This window comes from Massilia sp. CFBP9012, from assembly GCF_034045115.1.
Taxonomy (GTDB): domain Bacteria; phylum Pseudomonadota; class Gammaproteobacteria; order Burkholderiales; family Burkholderiaceae_D; genus Telluria.
Window position 1 is genome coordinate 135967 of sequence record NZ_JAXCWM010000003.1, and the last position, 20774, is coordinate 156740.

Consider the following 20774-nt stretch of genomic DNA (forward strand, 5'->3'; position numbering starts at 1 on the left):
GCCAGCCGGCCTTACATCGTAGGGCGGATCAGGATGGCGGCGATGCCGGCGGCATAGGCGCAGAACAGCACGAGCACCGAGGCGGCAAGCATGATCAGGCGGCGCTTGCGCAGCACGGTCTGTTCGGACGTCCAGTTCATGCTTACCGAACCAAGGATCGGCAGGCCGGTGGTCTCGCGCAGCGCGGCCGGGCTCAGGAAGGTCGGCCGCAGCTGGCTCAGCAGCAGGGCGCTGGCCAGGCCGGCGCCAAGGGCGCCGAGGAAGACCAAGGTGAACAGCTGGAGGCGGTTGGGACCGGCAGGGATGGCGGGGGCGGTCGGCGGATCGATCACGCGGAACGTCAGCATATCGGTCACCGACGACACTTCGCCCGACAGCTTGGCCGACTCGCGCCGCTCGACCAGGCGCTGGTAGTTGGCGCGGTTGACTTCATAGTCGCGGTTGAGCTGGGCCAGCTGGGCTTCGACTTCCGGCACCTGCTCGCTCTGGCCGCGCAGGCGGGTCACGCGGGCGCTGAATTCGGCCACGCGCGCCTGCAGCGAGGCCACGCGCGCCTCGGCTTCGGACAGCTGCACGTTCAGCTGCTGCAGCATCGGACTGTAGTTGGCGCCCGGATCGCTGCTCGGCGCCGGGTTCTTGGCCAGCTCGGCGCGGCGCTCCATCAACTGCTCGAGCAGGCGGCGGTTGGCGACGATGTCGGGATGCTGTTCGGTGTACTGCGTGCGCAATCCGTCCAGGTTCTTGTTCACGCTGGCGATGCGCTCATCCAGCGCCGGGTCTTGCACGACCGGGACGCTGCGGCTGCCGCCACCGCTGTTGTCGCCCGAAATCTTGCGGCGGATCGCGTTGCGTGCCTGCTCGGCCTCGGCCAGGTCGAGCTGCGCCTGGTTCAGGGCTTCGCTGGACGACATCATGCGCGCGCCGTAGTCGGCGCCTTCGCGCGGCAGCATGCCGATGTTCTTGATCTTGAATTCCTTGAGCGAATTCTCGGCCGCGGCCAGGCGCTCTTCGTAGCTGCGGATCTGCTCGTCGATGAACTGGACAGCCTTCTCGGAATCCTGCCTCTTGCCGGCGAAGCTGCCTTCGACAAAGATGGTCAGGAAGGCCTGCACCACGTCCTTCGCCTGCTGCGCGCTGGTGCCGGTATAGCTGATCGTGTAGATGTCGTCACGACCGGTGCCGACCATCTTGATCTTGGAGATCAGGTCGTCGACCACCTTGTCGAACTCCTTGCCGCTGCTGGAATTGACATCGAGGTCGAGGTCGCGCACCACCCGTTCCACGTTGGGGCGGCTGAGCAGCGTGCGACGCATGAACTGGACTTGCTGGTTCAGGTTCGGCAGTGTGGTCATGCCCGACATCAGCGGCTTGAGAATGGTCTGGGTGTCGACATAGACGCGCGCCTTTGCCTCGTACTGGTTGGGTAGCTGGTAGACCATCCCCCAGCCAACCAGTGCGACGACCCATGTGATCGCGACTGCGTGCCAGCGGTACTTGCCGATGGCTTTTAATAAGTGAAGAATCTGGGATGTAATTTCAGCCATCGTGTCGATCTCGTTGGTCAGGGCCTGGCGTGCAGGGGCAACAAAAAACAATAAGCATGATCGCTTGTACCCTAAGCAATTGCAATTGAGGGTAGGGGAATCTAGCGATTCTCGGTCACCGATGCCATCGGTTTGCAACACTACTTCATTCGGACAGAACGATGCGGAATGGTGCATCGCAACGTCATTGTTGCATTATCGCAAACATTTAAGGAATGCGCTTGTGGTATTTCACGTAACGATCTGAGGATTCGGGATGTACCGCCCAGTCCAGGCCGCGCGCCGCGTGATCTCAAATAGTTGCTGAAATTCAAAGAAGCTTATTGTAATGTTTAAAAAAGGAAAGGGGCCGTACGATTGCCTCACGCCTGTTACAACTACCTGAAGATTGTGATGTTTTGATGACGCGACGTTTGTTTGGAAGATACGTGGTGGCCGCTGCGCTGCTGTGCCTGGCGGGGGGATTGACGCGGGCGGCGACCCTGCCGCAGACGGTAGCGGCGGTGAAGCCGTCGATCGTGGGCGTCGGCACCCAGCTGCAAACGCGCAGCCCGGCGATCGTGTTCAGCGGTACGGGCTTCGTGGTCGGCGACGGCCTGAGCGTGATTACCAATGCCCACGTCGTGCCCGACAAGCTCGATGCCGCTCGCATGGAGCAGCTTGGCGTGGTCTTGCCGGATGGCGCCGGCGTGCGTTTCCGTCCGGCGCAGCTGGTCGCCCTGGACCGGGAGCACGACCTGGCGCACCTGCGCCTGGAAGGCGCGCCGCTCCCGGCCCTGCGCCTGGGGAATGCGGCCGGGGCGGCAGAGGGCCAGGCACTGGCCTTCACCGGCTTCCCGCTCGGGATGGTGCTGGGCCTGCACCCGGCTACCCATCGCGCGCTGCTGGCAGCGGTCACCCCGGTGATGCAGCCTTCGCTCAACGCGCGCCGGCTCGACGCGCGCGCGGCGGCCCGGCTGCAGCGCAGCCCGTTCAGTATCTACCAGCTCGACGGTACAGCCTATCCCGGCAACAGCGGCTCGCCACTGTACGATCCGGAGACCGGCATGGTGCTGGGCGTGATCAATATGGTATTCGTGAAAGGCTTGAAGGAGTCCGCGATCTCGGCCCCAAGCGGGATCACGTATGCCATCCCGGTGCGGCACGTGCAGGAACTGCTGGATCGCTAGCGCCATCCGATGGCGATGTAACTACTTGCGGCAAGATAAAAGATTTCAATTGTGCACGGCTTGCCGACGCGGCCGTCTGCGCTACAATAGCGCGGGCCATGATGGCGAAATAACAATTTTTGATTCACGCCAAACACTAGTCCATGGGACAGGTAAGGCGCGAGGGGATGAACGCGATGATGACGAAAACCATGAAGAATCTGTTGGCAGCCGGCGCCGCCGCTTGCATGCTCCTGCTGGGCGGCTGTTCCACCCCGGTGCCACCCAGCACCGCCGCGCTGGCGCCGGTCAACCCGGACTACCTGATCGGGCCTGGCGATGCCGTCAACATCATTGTCTGGCGTAATCCGGAAGTGTCGATGTCGGTGCCGGTCCGTCCTGACGGCAAGATCACGACCCCGCTGGTTGAAGACCTCCCTGCCGCCGGCAAGACCTCGACCCAGCTGGCGCGCGACATCGAACAGGCCCTCGCCCAGTTCATCCAGCAGCCGGTGGTCACCGTGGTCGTGACCAATTTTGTCGGCAACTTCAACGAGCAGATCCGCGTGATCGGCCAGGCCGCCCGTCCGCAGGCATTGCCATATCGCCGCGAAATGTCGCTGATGGATGTGTTGATCGCGGTCGGCGGCGTGACTGAATTCGCCTCGGGCAACAAGGCCAGCATCGTGCGCACCGTCGAAGGCAAGCAGGAAAAAATCAATGTCCGCCTTGACGACCTGATCAATGACGGCGATATCTCGGCGAACATCATGATGCGTCCTGGCGATATCCTGGTGATCCCGGAAAGCTTCTTCTAAGCCCTTCCCCTGCAAGACCGGCTTTGCAGCCGGTCTCTTGCGCCGGCAATCTTGCCGACGCGGCTAGTCGCCGCTCCCTTCCTGTTTTCCAGTATTCCGGCTGCCATGCGGCCGTGATCTACGCATCTTCTTGTCCGTGCGCGCCGCAGAGCCTGCGTAAACTGCTATCGTCGCGGTATTGGGTCTGCGTTATAAATGTCAAAACGGCAAATACTTTTTGTTAATACAATTGATAAATTGTAATTTCCGATGCTATGATGATCAGGATTGCTACGGGCGCAAGAGGCGCCGGTCCTGCCTGGAGAAAGACCATGATCGAGACAATAGCGCCGGCCTTCTGCGCCGGTCCGGGCGGCGACGATGCGGCTGCTTCCAGCATGCCCAGCATTATCGACGTCGCCATCAATGAGCGCGTGTTCGGCATTCGCGCAGCCGACATCGATTCCCAGCGTAATTCCGCGAGCATGCTCATCAGTAAGATGTATTCCTGGCGCGGCTATAGCGGCAACCACCAGGTGCATAGCGATCCCAACCGGATCACGCTGACGGCATCCGACCACGGCCAGGTGTTCGGCACGCTGAGCCTGGGCCTGGATTCCGACATTGGCCTGCTGGCCGACCAGGTGTTCAAGGATTGCATCGACGTGCGCCGCGGCAACGGCCGGGTGTGCGAGATCACCAAGCTCGCGGTCGACCCGGCGGTCAAGTCCAAGGCGGTGCTGGCCTCGCTATTCCACGTGGCCCTGATCTATGCGCGCGACCTGAACGGCTGCCGCGACATCTTCATCGAAGTCAATCCGCGCCATCGCCGTTTCTACGAAGCCATGCTCGGCTTCCAGACCGTGTGCGAGTCGCGCCCCAATCCGCGGGTGCAGGCGCCGGCGGTCCTGCTGCGCGTCGACACCGCCTTCGGCACCGAGCAAGTGGAGAAATGGGGCGGCATGCAGGACAAGGCGGTGGGCGAGCGCTCGCTGTTCCCGTGGTTCTTTTCGCCGCGCGAAGAGGCGGGCATCGTCAACCGCCTGCGCCAGCTGGGCTGAGCCGCATCGATCCGCGCTTGCCCGCAGGTCATTAACGCCCTATATTTCTCGCTTCACTTCAATCCAATGAGGACGCTCCATGACGACCGGTAAGACCAGGGATGAAATCGCCGAAGCCTATTCATCCGAACCGTGGTGGTACGACCTGCGCGGCTTTTTCATTCTCACCTTCGCCTACAACAGCACGATCGGCACCCAGATGCGCTTCTTCGGGCCCAATTTCGGACCGGATCACCTGGAAGTGGCATGCGGCACCGGCACCCTGCTCGAGATGGTCCTGAACTGGCGCCGCCGCCGCAAGCTCGCGCCGGTCAAGGTAACCGGGATCGACTATGCGCCCTCGATGCTGGCCGGCGCCAGGCGCCGCTTCGCCGGCAATCCACTGGTCGAGGTGCAGCATGCCGACGCGGCCCAGCTGCCGTTCGCCGACAACCGCTTCGACACCGCCAATATCGCCAACTCGATCCACTGCTTTCCGACCGTCGATGGCGCCCTGCGCGACATCCTGCGCGTGCTCAAGCCGGGCGGGACCCTGGCCGCCAACGTGCTGCTGTATCCGTCAGGCTTCGCCCCGCTGCGCTGGGCGGCGCAGAAGATCAATGACTGGGGCATCCGCAAGGGCATCCTGTACAGCCCCTTCCACGTGGAAGAGCTGCGCGCCAAGGTGCTGGCGGCGGGCTACGAGATCGCCAGCGAATTCACCTCCGGAAACACCTGGAATGTGGTGCTCCGGAAACCCCTGTAGGACGAGACCCACAGCTGCGCGAGAAATTCTTAAATGTGGGTGTCGGGATCTTTTACAGTGTTATAATTTCTATTACGAAACAACCATCTAAGTGTTTGATTTAAAAGGAAACTGATTAGCTGGCACGATGGTTGCTAGATAGAGGTTGTTAGTACGAACCCTACAACCAGGAGATCCAAGATGAAAGCAGTTTCGAAGACCATTATCGCTTGCGCAATCGCTGCTACCTCGATGTTCGGCGCCGCCGCCCACGCTGATAACTTCAACCCGTTCACCGTAGAATACGACGGCCGCTCGTTCACCGCCGACAAGATCACCGGTAACTACAACGAGATCGCCACCTTCAACACCGACGGCACCTTCAACGTGTCGCTGGTGTGGAACGCCGGCCAATTCGTCACCAACGGCGGCACCACCCCGGTCAACCGCACCGGCCTGAACAACGACTATGGTCTGTATGCCCTGTACACCGCGTCGGGCACCTTCGCCTTCGAAGGCGGCAAGAACGTGTTCCGCTTCGACGAAGGCAGCGGCCGCCTGGGAATGTACCTGGACGCCAACCTGGACTCGACCTTCACCATGCCAGGCAGCGGCGCCACGCCGGTCTCCGTTGGCAACAGCGACGACGACCTGCTGCTGGCCGAAGGCGATCCACTGTCGGGCTTCGGCGTGCTCGACCCAACCCTGCCGACCTGCGGTCCTAGCGGCATCAACTGCGGCAGCTTCGGCGCCAGCTCGAGCTTCGCCCTGGCCGGTTTCGGTACCCAGTTCTTCACCTCGCCAAACCCGTTCTACGACCTGTCGTTCCAGTCGGGCCAGCTGAACAACTTCGACCCGGTCGGCACCCAGGAAATCAACGGTTCGCTGGACGTGGTCTTCAGCAACGTGGCCGAAGTGCCTGAGCCTGCATCGGTCGGCCTGCTGGGCCTGGGCATGCTGGGCCTGTACGCCGCCCGTCGCCGCAACAAGAAAGCCGCCTAAGTACGCACGGGCCTGCGTCGCAGGCCCAGCGCTGCAAGGTAAAAAGCCACTGCCGGAGCGATCCGGCAGTGGCTTTTTGACGTCGGGCGTTCACGAGGCCGGCGCGGCGCCGGCGTGCTTCAGCGTCCGGCCGCCGCCATGCGCGCGAACTGGCGCCGTCCGATCGCCAGCATCAGCTGCTGGATCGGATGGCGGTTGCCGCCCGGGCGCCAGGTGCGCTTGAGCTTGTTGCGGTAGGCGTCGAACTGCATGCCCCAGGGCGCGGCCAGCACGTCGCCGCGTTGCAACAGGATCTTGAGCGCCTCGGTGGCGCAGATGCCGGCGCACAGCTGGCAAGCCATGAAGGTCGATGGGCCGCGCTGCTCGGCCAGGTTGACCGATTCCGGCACCACCAGGTAGGGCCGGTGCAGGCCGGCGGGCGCCAGGCCGACCACGAAGCGGATCGCCTTCTCTTGCTCCGGCAGGTCGCCCCAGCCGAAATACTCTTCGAAGGTCATCTTGCCCGGCATGAAGTTGAGCAGGGCCGCGCCCATCCCCAGCGGCGCCCCGGTGGTGGCCGGGATGCCGCGCCGGGCGCAGGCGGCGAAGGTCTGCTGGCGCGCATCGAAGGCGAAGAAATCGAGCGCGTCGACGTACAGGTCGACGCCGTCCAGGAAGGCGTCCAGGTTGTCCTTGTGGACGCCGTCGGGGAAGATGGCGATCTCGATCTCGGGGTTGATGTCGCGCGCCATGCGCGCCAGCACCTCGGCCTTGGGCTGGCCGACAGTCGACATCATGGCGCCGACTTGCCGGTTGAAGTTGGCGATGTCGAAGCTGTCGAAATCGGCGATGTGGAAGCGCGTGATGCCCAGGCGCGCCAGGGTCAGCAGGTGGACGCCGCCGACGCCGCCGCCGCCCGCAATGGCGACGCGCTTGCCGCGCAGCTGTTGTTGTTCGGCCGGCGTGACCCAGCCGATATTGCGCGAGAACGCCTGTTCGTAGTTGAACGGTTTATTCATTGACGGTTCAGGAAAGAAGTGGGGAACAAGGGCGCCGGCCCTCATGCCGGATGCGATTCATCCATGCGCAACAGGCGATTGATAATGCCACGCTCTTCGCGTGGGGAAAAGAAATATGGATAGAACGAGCGCTCCTCGGTCTCGCCCTCGGCGGCGTAGCTGCCGCCGAACAGGGCGATCTGTTCGGTGACGAAGACCAGGTTCACGCGCAGCAGGTAGGCCGGCGCATCGACCCGCGGATTGACCTTGAGTTCACCTTCCTTGCGAAAGCCCAGCATGCGTTCGTAGAAGCGCCGATGGCGCGGATTGACCTCGATCACGATGTCGGTGCAGCCATGCATGTCGCGCGCGTAGATCACGGCCAGGTGGAACACATTGGCCAGCGCCGTCTTGGAGCGCACCGAAGGGTCGAAGGCGAACTTGGTGAACTCGCACAATTTCGCGCCGCGCCCGCGGTGGGCGTCGAGTTCGTCCTTGAAGATTTCGTCGGCCATCAGGCCGACCTCGGAGTCGATGCCGATGCTGAGCGTGCCGACCACGTCGCCCTTGTCGGTGGCGGTCAGGGTGATGCGGTTGGGGTCGCTGCTGGGCTGGTGATCTCCGGTGTAGCCGCGCCAGGCATACATCCTGTTGATCAGCATACTGGCCGTGTTACGACCGTCCGAAGTATCGGTAAGCCGGATTCCGTACGAATCGTCGTCCACGATAAACATCCTCATTTAGGAGAACGTTATCTTATCGCGACATTAATAAATCCAGCGTTCGATAGGATGAGGCTGCGCATCCCTGGCGTGCCCGCAGCGTGCCTTTATTGACGGGGGCGGTGACGCGCCGGCGGGTTCGCCGCGGAGCCCGGCAAGGCCCCGCGGCGAACGCCCCGCTTACAGCGATTTGAGCAGCGCGCGCGCCTCGTCGGCGTGGGCGAACGGCGTGCCCGACGCCAGCAGCTTGTCGAGCTCGCGGCGTGCGCCGGCCTTGTCGCCGCTCTTGTGCAGGGCTTGGGCCAGGTGGTAGCGGATCTCCATCGAGTTCGGCGCCTGGCTGCTGGCCTTCTGCAGCAGTGGCAGGCCGCGCGCGGTGTCGCCTTGCTCCACCAGCACCCAGCCCAGGGTGTCCATCACGCCCGGGCTGTCGCCGGCCAGCTTGTAGGCCTTCTCGGCGGTCGCCAGCGCGCGCGGATCCTTCACCTGCTGGTAGGCCCAGGCCAGGTTGTTCAGCACCAGCGGATGCTCGGGAGCGCGCTTCTGCGCGTTCTCGAGTTTGGCGATGGCGCCCTTGTAATCCTTGGCTGACAGGTTCAGTTCGGCCACCAGCAGCGAGACGCGCACGTCGTCCGGCTGGGCGGCGAGCCAGGCCTGGCCGCGCGCCAGCGCTTCCTTGCTCTTGCCGCCGGCCTGCATGGCCTGCATCACCTTGACCGTCAGTTCCGACGAGCGCGCCAGGGACAGGCCTTTTTCATAGGACTGCTCGGCCTGGGCGAATTTTTGCTGCGACATCAACACGTCGCCTTCGACGACGTGGCCGACCGGCGCCTTGGGCGCCGCCTTCTGCAGCGCGCGCGCCACCGCCAGCGCCTCGTCCGGACGCTTGCCGCGCAGCGCCAGCTCGACCTGCATCAGGCGCGCCGGCACGAAGTCGGGCTGGAGGTCGACCGCGCGCTTGAGGTGGTTGGCGGCCGCGGATTCGTTCTTCAGCGCCAATTGCACCTGGGCCAGGCGGAGCTGGGCGCCGGGCGCCTTCGGCAGTACGTTGACCAGCTTGCTGTAGGTGTCGAGCGCGCCGTTGAAGTCCTTGTTTGCGGCCTGCGACTGGCCGAGCAGTTCCAGCACGCCGGCATCGGTCGGATGCGTGGTTTGCAGCTTGCGCGCCAGCGCCAGCGCCTTGGGCGCCTGTTCGGTGGCCAGGTAGTGCGCGCCGAGCTTGAGCGCAGGCGCGGTGGCGCTCGGCTGGGCCGCGCTGGCTTTCTCGTACCAGCTCGTGGCCTCGGCCGGGTTCTTTTGCAGCGTGGCCAGCTCGGCCAGCGCCGTCATGGCCTCGACGTTGTCCTTGTTCTTGTCCAGGAAGGCGGTGAAGCGGGCCTTGGCGGCGTCCGGCTTCTTGTCCTGCACGTCCAGGCGCGCCAGGTTGGTCACCGCCGGCAGGAAGCTCGGCTGCAGCGACAGCGCCTTCTCGAAGGCGGTGCGCGCCTCCGTGTTCTTGCCCTGGACCATGTAGACAGCGCCCTTGAGCTGCTGCACTTGCGGGCTGTCAGGCTGCTGCTTCTCGAGCGCATTGACGGCGGCCAGCGCCTTGTCGTAGCGCTTCATGCCCATCTCGGTTTGCACCAGGGCCATGGTGGCCTGGAGCGATTTGGGGTCGAGCGTCGCGGCCATTTCGAGGTCGCTCAGCGCGCGCGCCTGGTCGCCCTGGGCCAGGCGCGACAGGCCCAGCGAGGTGCGCACGGCGGCCGCTTCCGGCGCCAGGGTGGCGGCCTGCTGCAGGTAGTTGCTGGCCTTGTCGAAGTCGCGCACCTGCATATACGATTCGCCGGCCAGGGCCAGCAGCTGCGCATCCTGCGGCGCCGCTTTCAGGGCCGGCGCCAGGGTGGCGGCGGCATCGGCCGGCTGGGAATTCTTGAGCTGGGCCTGGGCCAGCAGCTTGCGCGCATAGACGTTGTTCGGATTGGCTTCCAGGTATTTGCGCAGATGCTGCTCGGCTTGCTGGGTGCCGCCCAGCTGCAGCTCGGAGGCGCCGGCCAGCAGGATGCTCGGATAATGGTTGGGCGCGACCTTGAGGATCTTGGCCAGCGCATCCTTCGCCGCCGAGTGCTTGCCTTGCGAGAATTCATACAGGGCGCGGGTGTACACCACCAGCAGGCTGCCCGGCGAGTTCTTTTCCGCCGCCTCGACTTCTTTCTTCGCCGCGTCGAACTTGCCGCGCGCGATCTCGATATAGGCTTTCTCGATGTGGGCGCCGCGGTGATCCGGCTTGAGCGCCAGCGCCTTGTCGTAGGCGGCCAGGGCTTCGTCCGGCTTGTTCATCGAACGCAGCATGGCGCCCTGCATGATGAAGACTTCGGGATTTTTCGGATCCTTGGCCACCGCCTGGTCGACGTAGAGGAGGGCGGCATCGCGCTGGCCGCGTACGGCGGACAGGCGTGCCAGGCCCATCAGGGCGTCGCCGGAATTGGCGTTCGAGGCCAGGGCCGTCTCGTAGGCCTGCTTCGCCTCGTCGGGCTTGCCGCTGCCCAGCAGGGCGTCGCCACGCAGCGACAGCAGCGCGGCCGACTTGCCGGCCTTTTCCGGTGTGATCAGTTCCAGCACCTCCTTGAACTTGCCCTGCTGCGCCAGGGTCTGGCCCAGCAGCGGCAGCACCCGCTCGTCGGTGATGCCGAGCGAACGCGCGCGGCCCAGTTCCTTCTCGGCCGAGACGTTGTCGCCGGTGGACAGCTGCAGGGTGCCCAGCGCCAGGCGTGCTTCGCCGTCTTCCGGGCTGTTCGCCACGGCGTTCTTGAGCTGGATCAGGGCAGCCTTGATATCACCTTTTTGCTGGTACTCGGACGCCTCCGCCAGCAGGGTTTCGGTCGACTGGGTCCGGTTGCAGCCGGCCAGGCCGACGGTCAGGAGGGCGCCGGTCAGGATGGCGGCGGTGAGTTTAAGCTTGGTGGGATGGCGCGGCATGTGGAATTCCTCAGGCAGTGGAGACGGTCGTTTCGCCGGGTAAGCGAAATTCTCAACAACAAATCATACCTGAAGGAACCGCGCAACCAGTGTACAAACGGACACAGCTATTGCAAAACTTATCCGATGCGTGTTGCATGAATGTTGAAAAAATTACCACACGGGAAAATTATCCCTCGCCGCCGCCTGCCGGGCCCGGATCGCGGCGCAGCCGGCCCAGCAGGGCTTCCACGTTCTCGCCCACCGGCAGGCCATGGCGCCGCAACAGCTGCACGTGCAGCACCAGGTTTTCCAGCACCAGCTTGGCCGACACGGCCAGCAAGGTCAGCGTGCGGTCTTCCTCGCTGAAGCTCTCCATCGCCGCCGCCATCTCGCACAGGTGGTTGGCGACGATGGCGCGCATCTCGTCCTCGGGGAAGGGCAGGTCGGCGAAGTCGATCGGGTCTTCCCGTTCGACTTCGCGCATCAGGGCGGCGAGCTGGTCTGGCTGGATGGACATGGGTGACTCCGTGGGGGACACGGAACCATTCTACATATTGCGCCGATATTGCCCACCGACCTCGAACAGCGCAGTCGTGATCTGGCCCAGCGAGCACACGCGCACCGCGTCCATCAGGCGCGCGAACACGTTCTCGTTGTCGATCGCGGCCTGGCGCAGGGCGGCCAGCGCGGCGGGCGCCGTATCGGCGTTGCGGCCGTGGAAATCGTCCAGGCGCTGCAGCTGCGATTGTTTTTCGTCGTCGGTCGAGCGCGCCAGTTCGATCGTGGCCGGCGCGCCCGCGCCCTTCGGGTTGCGGAAGGTATTGACGCCGATGATCGGCAGGCTGCCGTCGTGTTTGCGGTGTTCGTACAGCATCGACTCTTCCTGGATCTTGCCGCGCTGGTAGCCGGTCTCCATCGCGCCCAGCACGCCGCCGCGCTCGGCGATGCGCTCGAATTCCTGCAGCACCTGCTCTTCGACCAGGTCGGTCAGCTCGTCCATGATGAAGGAACCCTGGTTCGGGTTCTCGTTCCTGGCCAGGCCCCATTCGCGGTTGATGATCAGCTGGATCGCCAGGGCGCGGCGCACCGATTCGTCGGTCGGCGTGGTGATCGCCTCGTCATAGGCATTCGTGTGCAGCGAATTGCAGTTGTCGTAGATCGCGATCAGCGCCTGCAGGGTGGTGCGGATGTCGTTGAAGTCGATCTCTTGCGCGTGCAGCGAGCGGCCCGAGGTCTGGATATGGTACTTGAGCTTCTGGCTGCGGTCGTTGGCGCCGTACTTGTCGCGCATGGCCACCGCCCACAGGCGGCGCGCCACGCGGCCCAGTACCGTGTATTCCGGGTCCATGCCGTTCGAGAAAAAGAACGACAGGTTCGGCGCGAAGTCATCGATGTGCATGCCGCGCGCCAGGTAGGCTTCGACGAAGGTGAAGCCGTTCGACAGGGTGAAGGCCAGCTGCGAGATCGGGTTCGCGCCGGCTTCGGCGATGTGGTAGCCCGAGATCGACACCGAGTAGAAGTTGCGCACGCCGTGCGTCACGAAATATTCCTGGATGTCTCCCATCACCTTTAGCGAGAACTCGGTCGAGAAGATGCAGGTGTTCTGGCCCTGGTCTTCCTTCAGGATGTCGGCCTGCACGGTGCCGCGCACGGCGGTCAGCACCCAGGCGCGGATTTCCTCGGTCTCTGCGCCGGTCGGCTGGCGCCCGTTCTTCTCGACGAACTTGTCCATCTGCTGGTCGATGGCGGTATTCATGAACATCGCCAGGATGGTCGGGGCCGGGCCGTTGATGGTCATCGAGACCGAGGTCGATGGGCTGCACAGGTCGAAGCCGTCGTACAGCACCTTCATGTCGTCCAGGGTCGCGATCGACACGCCCGAGTTGCCGACCTTGCCGTAGATGTCGGGACGCAGTGCCGGGTCGGCGCCGTACAGGGTCACCGAATCGAAGGCGGTCGACAGGCGTTTGGCGTCCATGCCGGTCGATACCAGCTTGAAGCGGCGGTTGGTGCGGAAGGCGTCGCCTTCGCCAGCGAACATCCGGGTCGGATCCTCGCCCTCGCGCTTGAAGGGGAATACTCCCGCGGTGTAGGGGAAGGAACCCGGCACGTTCTCCAGCATCAGGAAGCGCAGGATTTCGCCATGGTCCTCGAAGCGCGGCAACGCCACCTTGCGCACCGGATTGCCGGATAAGGTCGTCGAGACCAGGCGCGTGCGGATTTCCTTGTCGCGGATTTTCACCACGTGTTCTTCGCCGGCGTAAGTCGCCTGCAGCTGCGGCCAGGAGGCCACCAGCGCCTTGGCTTCGCCGTCCATGGCGTTGTCGCGCTGCGCGATCACGTCGTCGAAGTCGGCATCCTTGCCCGCCGCAGCCAGCATGCGCTGCGCTTCCTGCAACTGCTGGCGCTCGCGCGCCAGTGTCACCTGCTTGCCGACGCGGCGGTGGTAGCCGCGCACGGTGTCGGCGATCTCGGCCAGGTAGCGGCTGCGCGCGGGCGGCACGATCACGTTCTTGCCGCTCGAGTAGCGCTGCGCCGGCGCCTGCAGGCTGCCGCTTTCGAGTGTCAAGCCCAGCGCCGCCAGTTTCGGCAGCAGGCCGTGGTAGAGGGCGGTCACGCCGTCGTCGTTGAAGCGCGAGGCCTGGGTGCCGTAGACCGGCATCTGGTCCGGGCTCATCGACCACAGTTCGCGGTTGCGCTGGTATTGCTTGGCCACGTCGCGCAGCGCGTCGAGCGCGCCCTTGCGGTCGAACTTGTTGATCGCGATGAGATCGGCGAAATCGAGCATGTCGATCTTCTCGAGCTGCGAGGCGGCGCCGAATTCCGGGGTCATCACATACATCGAGGTGTCGACATGCGGCACGATGGCGGCGTCGCCCTGGCCGATACCCGAGGTCTCGACGATCACGAGGTCGAAGCCGGCCACCTTGCAGGCCGCGATCACGTCGGGCAGGGCCTGCGAGATCTCGGAGCCCGCTTCGCGCGTGGCCAGCGAGCGCATGAACACGCGCTGCTGCCCGTTCCACGGATTGATCGCATTCATGCGGATGCGGTCGCCCAGCAGGGCGCCGCCCGATTTGCGGCGCGACGGGTCGATCGAGATCACGGCGATGTTCAGGCGGTCGCCCTGGTCGAGGCGGATGCGGCGGATCAGTTCATCGGTCAGCGAGGATTTACCGGCGCCGCCGGTGCCGGTGATGCCCAGGGTCGGCACGCGCAGCGTGTCGGCCGTGTCCAGAATCTCCTTGCGCAGGCCGGGGGCGACCCGATCGTTTTCCAGCGCCGTGATCAGCTGGGCCAGCGGACGGTGGCGCGCCGCGATCTCGCCTTCGCGCAGGGCCGCGAGCGAAGTCGGGGCGTAGGGCGACAGGTCGACGTCGCAAGCTTCGAGCATCGAGCGGATCATGCCGACCAGGCCCATGCGCTGGCCGTCTTCCGGGCTGAAGATGCGCGTCACGCCATACGCGTGCAGGTCCTCGATCTCGCTCGGGACGATCACCCCGCCGCCGCCGCCGAACACTTTGATGTGGGCCCCGCCGCGCTGGCGCAGCAGGTCGATCATGTATTTGAAGTATTCGACGTGGCCGCCCTGGTAGCTCGAGATGGCGATGCCCTGCGCGTCCTCGGCCAGCGCCGCGGTGACCACCTCGTCGACCGAGCGGTTGTGGCCGAGGTGGATCACCTCGGCGCCGTTCGATTGCAGGATGCGGCGCATGATGTTGATCGAGGCGTCGTGACCATCGAACAACGAGGCGGCGGTGACGAAACGGACCTTGTTGGCCAGGCGTGGCTGTTCGGGCAGGTCGAGCTTCGCTACGGGAGTGATGTCGTTCATGAGGGGAGGGTCCTTGAGATCGGTGAGGACGGGATGCTGGTAAGTTATATGACGTTAACGTTAACGTCAAGCTCGCGCCGAAGTAATACGGCCTCATTCGATCCATTTCACATTGCGTATCTCTGGGGCAACATTAGGTTCCATTGCGCAAGCTACTTGTTATACTCAAAGCATAAGGGGCGCCTGGCGCCGGGAATTCATGCACGAGAAGAGACACGACAGATGCTGAAAAAAGTGGATTCTTCACAGCTCAGGGTGGGCATGTTCATCCAGGACCTCGATTGCGGCTGGATGGAGCATCCGTTCGTACGCAACCAGTTCCTGATCACCAACGAGGCCGAGATCAGCAAGATCGTCGAGGCGCGCATCCGCGGCGTGGTGATCGATTGCCGCCGCGGCCTGGACGTCGATGCGCCGACTGTCGACGAAAGCGTGGCCGCCACCGAGGCCGAGGTGACGGCGCTGGCGGAGGTAGCCACCGCCTCCGGACGCACGCGGGTGCCGCTGGCCGAAGAATTGCAGCGCGCCGTCCATGTGCAGCGCCAGGCCGAGGGCCTGGTGCGCGCCGTGATGCAGGATGCGCGCCTGGGCAAGGCCGTCGAGCTGGACCAGGTGAGCCCGGTGGTGCAGAGCATTACCGAATCGATCCTGCGCAACTCGGGGGCCTTGCCCAGCCTCCTGCAGCTCAAGAACAAGGACGACTACACCTTCCTGCACTCGGTCAGCGTGTGCGCGCTGCTGGTCGCCTTCTGCCGCTCGCGCGGCATGGACGAGGACACCATCTACCAGGCCGGCCTGGGCGGCCTGCTGCACGACACCGGCAAGGCCATGGTGCCGGACGCCATCCTCAACAAGCAGGGCCGCCTGACCGACGACGAATTCGACATCGTCAAGCGCCATCCGCGCGACGGCCACGACATCCTGGTGCGCACGGCGGGCATCGGCCCGGTGCCGCTCGACATCACGCTGCATCACCACGAGCGGCGCGACGGCAGCGGCTATCCGGACCGCCAGGTCGGGGACGGCATCAGCGAGCTGGCGCAGATGGCGGCCATCGTCGACGTGTACGACGCGATCACGTCCGACCGCTGCTACCACAAGGGCATCCCACCGGCCGAGGCGCTGCGCAAGATCTACGAATGGAGCAAGCACCACTTCAATCCGGCGCTGACCCAGGAATTCATGCGCTGCGTCGGCATCTACCCGGTCGGCACCCTGGTGCTGCTGGAATCGGGCCGGCTGGGCGTGGTGGTCGAGCCGCACGAATCGAGCCTGCTCACGCCGAAGGTGAACGTGTTCTTCCATGCCAAGCGACAGGTGTATATCCGCCCCGAGACGGTCGACCTGTCGCGCGCGGTGGGCTTCGGCGGCGGCGACCGGATCGTGCGCCACGAGTCGGCCGCCAAGTGGCAGGTCGAACCACTGCGTTTCATGCAGCTGGCCGAGGCCTGAGCGCCTGCAATCCGCCGGCGCATGCCATCCATGCGCGTCACGCATGGGTGACATGACAAATCGGCGCCATACCCTGCTATCGTTGTTCCTATACTGTGCGGACGTGATTCCACTGGAGGCGCCATGCCATCCCCGATCGAATTCTGGTTCGAGTTCGGCAGCAACTACAGCTACCTGAGCGCGATGCGCATCGAAGCGGCCGCGCGCGCGGCCGGCGTGCCGCTGGCCTGGCGGCCGTTCCTGCTCGGCCCGGTGTTCCGCGAACTGGGCTGGGAGAGTTCTCCGTTCCTGGTCCAGCGCGAGAAAGGCGAGTACGTGTGGCGCGACATGGCGCGCCGCGCGGGGAAATACGGCTTGCCGTTCCGGCGCCCGAGCGTGTTTCCGCGCCGCGCATTGCTGCCGATGCGGGTGGCGCTGCTCGCCGCCCACGAAACCTGGATGGGCGAGTACTGCCGTCGCATCATGCGCATGGCCTGGGCCGAGGACCGCGAGATCGACGACCCCGCGCCGGTGCTCGAGGCGCTCGCCAGCCTGGCGCCGGATCCGCAGGCGCTGGTGGCGCGCGCCGGTCTTGATGCCGCCAAGGCCGCGCTGCGCGAACAGACCATCGATGCGCGCCGGCGCGGCATCTTCGGCGGCCCGAGCTTCATCGTGGACGGCGAACTGTTCTGGGGCGACGACCGGCTGGACGACGCGCTGGAGGCGGCATGCGCCTGAATGCCTTGCCGCCGCTCGACGCCTTGAAGGGCTTCGTGGCCACCGCGCGGCGCGGCAGCATCACCGCCGCGGCCGACGAACTGTGCCTGACCCAGTCGGCCGTCAGCCGCCAGATCCAGAGCCTGGAGCAGCGCCTCGGCGCGCCGCTGTTCGTGCGCGGCAAGCGCGGCATCGCGCTCACCGCGGCCGGGGAAGGGCTGTATGCGATCGCCGCGCCGATGCTGTCCCAGCTGGCCGACTTCGCCGCCGCGCTGCGCACCGCGCCGCAGTCGAACCCGGTCACGATCGCGGCCGGCATCGGGGTGGCGGCGCTGTGGATCCTGCCGCGCCTGGGCGCTTTCCAGGCCCTGCATCCCGGCGTCGACGTGCGGCTGGCGGCCGGCAATGCGTTGTCCGACCTGGAGCGCGAGGGCATCGACCTGGCGATCCGCTACTGCGACGCGGCGCAGGCGCCGCCCGGCGCGCTGCACCTGTTCGACGAGATCGTGGTGCCGGTCGCCAGCCCGGCGCTGGCGGCGCGCGCCTTCGCCAGTCCGGCGGCCCTGTTCGAACACACGCTGCTCGAACTGGACGACGCGCCGCGCACCTGGCTGCACTGGCATGCGTGGCTGCGCGCGCGCGGCATCCGGCGCAAACCCTCGCGCGCCTTGCACTTCAACCAGTACGACCAGGTGGTGCAGGCGGCGCTCGAAGGCCATGGGGTCGCGCTCGGGCGCCTGGCGCTGGTCGAGCCGATGCTCGGCGCCGGCCGCCTGGCGGCGCAGATCGACGAAACGCGGCGCGTGCCGGGCCGCGGCTACTGGCTGCTGGACGGCCCTGACGCCGGGCGTGCCGACGTGGCGCTGTTTCGCGCCTGGCTGCTGCACGAGCTGGCGCAGAGCCGCGCGCGGATCGAGGACTACGGCGTATCGGACGCGTGACACTGCGGTCATGAGCCGACTCATGCGCGCTGCGCATGGCTGGGCTGAAAAAATGCCGTTTGCCGCCGCCCGGCGCGCTCGCGATACTGAGGCTTCGATCCAGCGCGAGGAGCCGCCATGCCGTCATCGATCCGTTTCAGTCCGCCGTCCCCCCTGGCGCTCGTGCTGCTGGGCGGCCTGGTCATGGGCGCCGCGCTCGGCATCCGCCACGCCCAGGGCCTGTTCATGGTGCCGCTGGCGGCGAACCTGGGCGCCGGCCTGGTGATCGGCATCGCCCTGGCCTGCACCGCCTTCGGCGCGATCTACGGCGCGCTGGGCCGCATGCTGGCGCCGGAGCAGCGCGGCTGGGGCCTGGGCCTGGCCGGGGCCGCGGCCGGGGTGGGCCAGTTCGCATCGATTCCCGCCGCCCAGGGCGCGGTGGGGTCCTTCGGTATATCGGGCGCGCTCCTGCTGCTGGCGGCCGGGATCGCGATGCTGTGCGTGTGCGCGCTGGCGCTCGACGACCGTGGCGTGCCCACCCCAGCGCCGGGGCAGCGCGCCGCCGCCGTCCCCGACCAGCCGCTGGCGCCGGTATTGCGCGCGGCGGCGCGCCGGCCCGGGTTCTGGATGCTCACCGCGGGTTTCTTCGCCTGCGGCTTCCAGCTGGCCTTCATCGCGACCCATCTGCCGGCCTGGCTGCTCGAGCGCGGCATGAGCGGCCGCCACGCGGCGATCGCACTGTCGCTGGTGGCGCTGGCCAATATCGGCGGCACCTATCTGTGCTCGGTGCTGGGCGCGCGCCTGCGCAAGGGGCGGGTGCTGGCCGTTATCTACCTGGTGCGCTCGCTGGCGATCGCCCTGTTCGTGCTGGCGCCGCCGGGCGCGGCCACCCTGTATGCCTTCGCGGTCGTGATGGGCGTGCTGTGGCTGGGGACGGTCCCGCTGACCAACGGCATCGTGTCCGGCGTGTTCGGGGTGCGCTACCTGGCGACCATGTTCGGCCTGGTGTTCCTGGGCCACCAGGCGGGCAGCTTCTGCGGGGTATGGCTGGGCGGGCTGGTGTTCGACGCCACCGGCTCGTACGACCTGGTGTGGTGCGCCACCGTCGCCATCGGGCTGGTGGCGGCGGCCCTGCACTGGCCGCTGAGCGAAGCGCCGGCCGCGCTGTCGCTGCGGCCGGCGTGAGCGCGATGCGACGCTGGAAAGCCGTGCTGATGCTGCTGCCGTTCGTGCTGGCGCTCGGCTGGGCGCTGGCGCGCATGCTGCGTCCGGAAAGCGCCCTGGTCTTGCTGGCGGTGTTGACGCTGTGCTAGCGGATCAGAAGAATTCGGCGGTGTCGTTAGCGGCCACGGTCTGCAGCAGCCCGCCCGCGACCAGCTCTTCGTAGTGGCACACGCGGTTGCGGCCGTGGGCCTTGGCGTAGTACAGGGCCTGGTCGGCGTGGCCGAGCGTGACCACCGGTGAATCGGCGGCGCTGACGCTGGTGAAGCCGATGCTGACGGTGACCTGGCCCACCTGCGGGAAGTCATGGCTCTCGACGTCGGCGCGGAAGCGCTCGATGATGCGGTGCGCGTTCTCCAGGTCCGTCGAGCGCAGCAGCACCACGAATTCCTCGCCGCCGAAGCGGAACACCCGGTCCTGGGCGCGGAACGACGACTGCAGCAGGTTGGCGATCAGGATCAGCACCTCGTCGCCATACAGGTGGCCGAAGCGGTCGTTGACGCCCTTGAAGTGATCGACGTCGACCACCGCCAGCCACTGCTTTTCTTCGCCGTTGTGGTGGCGCCGCTCGGCCTGGCCGGGAGCGGTGGCGTCGGTCTCGGAGGCGTGCAGCATGCGCGCCAGCTGGTCGTCGAAGGTCTTGCGGTTGAGCAGGCCCGTGAGCGAGTCGCGCTCGCTGTAGTCGAGCAGGTTCTGGAAGTTGCGGTACACGCTGACAATCCCGTTGACCATGTACAGCGCCTCGGGCGTGAACGGTTCGGCGTGCACGATCTCGAGACAGGTGTCGGCCTTGTCGCCGAACCAGATCGGCAGCCACAGGCGACGCAAGCCGTCGGCGCCGATGCTCTCGGCGCGCGGTTCATGGTGGCGCAGGCAGGCGCCGAGTTCGGGATAGAGCGCGATCGGTTCGCCGGGGCCGCTGTCCTGCGGCTCTTCGGGGCAGGCCACGCCGCCGGCATGGATGCAGGCGCGCGAGCGCACGAAGTACTGTTCGCCGACGCTGGAGATGGTGAGCACCCGGGTGCGGGCCGCGCCCGACAATTCCTGGACCGCCGAAATGACGGAGATGTCCAGCATGGTGTGATCGCGGTGGCCGGTCATGTCCACCATGTGTCGCAGCAGGGAATCCATGTCGTCGTTATCAGACCAAGCAATAAGAGGTACCGGGAGGGACCGTTCCGCGCAGGGCGTGGCGCACGGGGCGGGCTGCGCTGGATGGGCGTCCAGCGCGCCATGATCGGCGGTGCCGCATTTTTCAGCGGTCAAGCAAAACAGCATAATACTTTTTTGTATTACCGGCAACTATTCTTAACAATTTTTATTCATGGTTTCCCGCAGCGTGACACATCGCGCTGCGAGTTTGTTTCTTATCAGAATCCCGCGTTTCCGCGTGGAAAAGTTGTGGATGGTCAACTTGCCTTACGGCACTAATCTGTACAGTGAACTCACTGGCAATCGCAACACAGCAGTAGCGACGGGGCCCAGTCGCAGCCAGTATTTCCTCAACCATCATAAGGAGTTTGTCATGAGCACGATTACCTCCGCCATCAAAGCATTTTTCGCTGACGAAAACGGTGTGACGGCCATCGAGTATGGCCTGATCGCCGCCCTCATCGGCGTGGTGATGGCCGGTGTCGCCGGTCAAGTCGGCGATGAGATCAAGCAGGCCTTCGAGTACATCCGAGACCAGTTCGACACTCCAACTGCTCCGTAATCTGCCTGCCCCCCGGGACGC

The 20774-nt window shown here is 65.4% G+C and carries 18 protein-coding genes; 11 read left to right on the plus strand and 7 right to left on the minus strand.

From position 1 onward, the window contains the following. Positions 1 to 11: 11 nt before the first annotated feature. Complete coding sequence (locus tag SOM61_RS05520) at positions 12 to 1544, minus strand: XrtA system polysaccharide chain length determinant (RefSeq protein WP_320473178.1); 1533 nt, start codon at positions 1542 to 1544, stop codon at positions 12 to 14. A gap of 401 nt (positions 1545 to 1945) precedes the next feature. Here SOM61_RS05520 and SOM61_RS05525 point away from each other — a divergent pair, with 401 nt between their 5' ends. From SOM61_RS05525 to pepA, 5 genes are all read left to right on the plus strand, one after another. Beyond that, entirely contained in the window at positions 1946 to 2713 is a 768-nt protein-coding gene (locus SOM61_RS05525; RefSeq protein WP_320473179.1) for a S1 family peptidase, read from the plus strand. Between the two features lie 191 nt (positions 2714 to 2904). After that, on the plus strand, positions 2905 to 3510 hold the full coding sequence (locus tag SOM61_RS05530; RefSeq protein WP_320473180.1) for an XrtA/PEP-CTERM system exopolysaccharide export protein: 606 nt from the start codon (positions 2905 to 2907) through the stop codon (positions 3508 to 3510). A gap of 311 nt (positions 3511 to 3821) precedes the next feature. Continuing rightward, entirely contained in the window at positions 3822 to 4550 is a 729-nt protein-coding gene (locus SOM61_RS05535; protein ID WP_320473181.1) for a GNAT family N-acetyltransferase, read from the plus strand. Positions 4551 to 4629: 79 nt separating this feature from the next. Beyond that, on the plus strand, positions 4630 to 5295 hold the full coding sequence (locus SOM61_RS05540; RefSeq protein WP_320473182.1) for a class I SAM-dependent methyltransferase: 666 nt from the start codon (positions 4630 to 4632) through the stop codon (positions 5293 to 5295). Between the two features lie 180 nt (positions 5296 to 5475). After that, the gene (pepA, locus tag SOM61_RS05545) at positions 5476 to 6276 is read left to right on the plus strand and encodes a flocculation-associated PEP-CTERM protein PepA (RefSeq protein ID WP_320473183.1); all 801 of its coding nucleotides are present in this window, start codon (positions 5476 to 5478) and stop codon (positions 6274 to 6276) included. Between the two features lie 119 nt (positions 6277 to 6395). Here the strand turns inward: pepA and SOM61_RS05550 are convergent, their stop codons facing one another. The 5 genes from SOM61_RS05550 to icmF all read right to left on the minus strand — a co-directional run bounded on the left by SOM61_RS05550 (position 6396) and on the right by icmF (position 14750). Continuing rightward, positions 6396 to 7274: a ThiF family adenylyltransferase gene (locus tag SOM61_RS05550; RefSeq protein ID WP_320473184.1), complete on the minus strand. Its 879-nt coding sequence runs from the start codon at positions 7272 to 7274 to the stop codon at positions 6396 to 6398. A 41-nt stretch (positions 7275 to 7315) separates the two neighbouring features. Then, positions 7316 to 7915, minus strand: coding sequence for a GNAT family N-acetyltransferase (locus SOM61_RS05555; RefSeq protein ID WP_320473185.1), 600 nt, complete (start codon positions 7913 to 7915; stop codon positions 7316 to 7318). A 240-nt stretch (positions 7916 to 8155) separates the two neighbouring features. Next, on the minus strand, positions 8156 to 10933 hold the full coding sequence (gene prsT / locus SOM61_RS05560) for an XrtA/PEP-CTERM system TPR-repeat protein PrsT (protein WP_320473186.1): 2778 nt from the start codon (positions 10931 to 10933) through the stop codon (positions 8156 to 8158). A gap of 169 nt (positions 10934 to 11102) precedes the next feature. Then, positions 11103 to 11432 carry a hypothetical protein gene (locus SOM61_RS05565; RefSeq protein WP_320473187.1) on the minus strand — a complete coding sequence of 110 codons (330 nt, stop codon included), beginning with the start codon at positions 11430 to 11432 and terminating at the stop codon, positions 11103 to 11105. A 30-nt stretch (positions 11433 to 11462) separates the two neighbouring features. Further along, the gene (icmF, locus tag SOM61_RS05570) at positions 11463 to 14750 is read right to left on the minus strand and encodes a fused isobutyryl-CoA mutase/GTPase IcmF (RefSeq protein ID WP_320473188.1); all 3288 of its coding nucleotides are present in this window, start codon (positions 14748 to 14750) and stop codon (positions 11463 to 11465) included. Between the two features lie 222 nt (positions 14751 to 14972). Between icmF and SOM61_RS05575 the strand changes: the two genes are divergently transcribed. From SOM61_RS05575 to SOM61_RS05595, 5 genes are all read left to right on the plus strand, one after another. Beyond that, positions 14973 to 16202 (plus strand): HD-GYP domain-containing protein, encoded by a 1230-nt coding sequence (locus SOM61_RS05575; protein WP_320473189.1) that lies wholly within the window; start codon positions 14973 to 14975, stop codon positions 16200 to 16202. A gap of 123 nt (positions 16203 to 16325) precedes the next feature. Continuing rightward, positions 16326 to 16919: a 2-hydroxychromene-2-carboxylate isomerase gene (locus SOM61_RS05580; protein ID WP_320473190.1), complete on the plus strand. Its 594-nt coding sequence runs from the start codon at positions 16326 to 16328 to the stop codon at positions 16917 to 16919. Then, positions 16910 to 17839, plus strand: a complete 930-nt coding sequence (locus tag SOM61_RS05585; RefSeq protein WP_320473191.1) for a LysR substrate-binding domain-containing protein — start codon at positions 16910 to 16912, stop codon at positions 17837 to 17839. Before SOM61_RS05580 ends, SOM61_RS05585 begins: the two co-directional genes overlap by 10 nt. A gap of 117 nt (positions 17840 to 17956) precedes the next feature. Next, on the plus strand, positions 17957 to 19003 hold the full coding sequence (locus SOM61_RS05590) for an MFS transporter (RefSeq protein WP_320473192.1): 1047 nt from the start codon (positions 17957 to 17959) through the stop codon (positions 19001 to 19003). A gap of 5 nt (positions 19004 to 19008) precedes the next feature. Continuing rightward, the gene (locus SOM61_RS05595; protein WP_320473193.1) at positions 19009 to 19131 is read left to right on the plus strand and encodes a hypothetical protein; all 123 of its coding nucleotides are present in this window, start codon (positions 19009 to 19011) and stop codon (positions 19129 to 19131) included. Between the two features lie 4 nt (positions 19132 to 19135). Here SOM61_RS05595 and SOM61_RS05600 read toward each other — a convergent pair whose 3' ends face one another. After that, positions 19136 to 20170 (minus strand): GGDEF domain-containing protein, encoded by a 1035-nt coding sequence (locus SOM61_RS05600; protein ID WP_320473194.1) that lies wholly within the window; start codon positions 20168 to 20170, stop codon positions 19136 to 19138. A gap of 394 nt (positions 20171 to 20564) precedes the next feature. Here SOM61_RS05600 and SOM61_RS05605 point away from each other — a divergent pair, with 394 nt between their 5' ends. Continuing rightward, entirely contained in the window at positions 20565 to 20753 is a 189-nt protein-coding gene (locus tag SOM61_RS05605) for a Flp family type IVb pilin (RefSeq protein ID WP_109345586.1), read from the plus strand. Positions 20754 to 20774: the final 21 nt, after the last annotated feature.

Excerpts from the sequence above, each read along its gene's own strand:
- SOM61_RS05525 (WP_320473179.1), top strand. The coding sequence starts at position 1,946 with ATGACGCGACGTTTGTTTGGAAGATACGTGGTGGCCGCTGCGCTGCTG.
- SOM61_RS05540 (WP_320473182.1), top strand. The coding sequence starts at position 4,630 with ATGACGACCGGTAAGACCAGGGATGAAATCGCCGAAGCCTATTCATCC.
- pepA (WP_320473183.1), top strand. The coding sequence starts at position 5,476 with ATGAAAGCAGTTTCGAAGACCATTATCGCTTGCGCAATCGCTGCTACC.
- SOM61_RS05580 (WP_320473190.1), top strand. The coding sequence starts at position 16,326 with ATGCCATCCCCGATCGAATTCTGGTTCGAGTTCGGCAGCAACTACAGC.
- SOM61_RS05530 (WP_320473180.1), top strand. The coding sequence starts at position 2,905 with ATGAAGAATCTGTTGGCAGCCGGCGCCGCCGCTTGCATGCTCCTGCTG.
- SOM61_RS05595 (WP_320473193.1), top strand. The coding sequence starts at position 19,009 with ATGCGACGCTGGAAAGCCGTGCTGATGCTGCTGCCGTTCGTGCTGGCG.
- SOM61_RS05585 (WP_320473191.1), top strand. The coding sequence starts at position 16,910 with ATGCGCCTGAATGCCTTGCCGCCGCTCGACGCCTTGAAGGGCTTCGTG.
- SOM61_RS05575 (WP_320473189.1), top strand. The coding sequence starts at position 14,973 with ATGCTGAAAAAAGTGGATTCTTCACAGCTCAGGGTGGGCATGTTCATC.
- SOM61_RS05535 (WP_320473181.1), top strand. The coding sequence starts at position 3,822 with ATGATCGAGACAATAGCGCCGGCCTTCTGCGCCGGTCCGGGCGGCGAC.
- SOM61_RS05520 (WP_320473178.1), bottom strand. The coding sequence starts at position 1,544 with ATGGCTGAAATTACATCCCAGATTCTTCACTTATTAAAAGCCATCGGC.
- SOM61_RS05600 (WP_320473194.1), bottom strand. The coding sequence starts at position 20,170 with ATGGATTCCCTGCTGCGACACATGGTGGACATGACCGGCCACCGCGAT.
- icmF (WP_320473188.1), bottom strand. The coding sequence starts at position 14,750 with ATGAACGACATCACTCCCGTAGCGAAGCTCGACCTGCCCGAACAGCCA.
- SOM61_RS05590 (WP_320473192.1), top strand. The coding sequence starts at position 17,957 with ATGCCGTCATCGATCCGTTTCAGTCCGCCGTCCCCCCTGGCGCTCGTG.
- SOM61_RS05555 (WP_320473185.1), bottom strand. The coding sequence starts at position 7,915 with ATGCTGATCAACAGGATGTATGCCTGGCGCGGCTACACCGGAGATCAC.
- SOM61_RS05605 (WP_109345586.1), top strand. The coding sequence starts at position 20,565 with ATGAGCACGATTACCTCCGCCATCAAAGCATTTTTCGCTGACGAAAAC.
- prsT (WP_320473186.1), bottom strand. The coding sequence starts at position 10,933 with ATGCCGCGCCATCCCACCAAGCTTAAACTCACCGCCGCCATCCTGACC.
- SOM61_RS05550 (WP_320473184.1), bottom strand. The coding sequence starts at position 7,274 with ATGAATAAACCGTTCAACTACGAACAGGCGTTCTCGCGCAATATCGGC.
- SOM61_RS05565 (WP_320473187.1), bottom strand. The coding sequence starts at position 11,432 with ATGTCCATCCAGCCAGACCAGCTCGCCGCCCTGATGCGCGAAGTCGAA.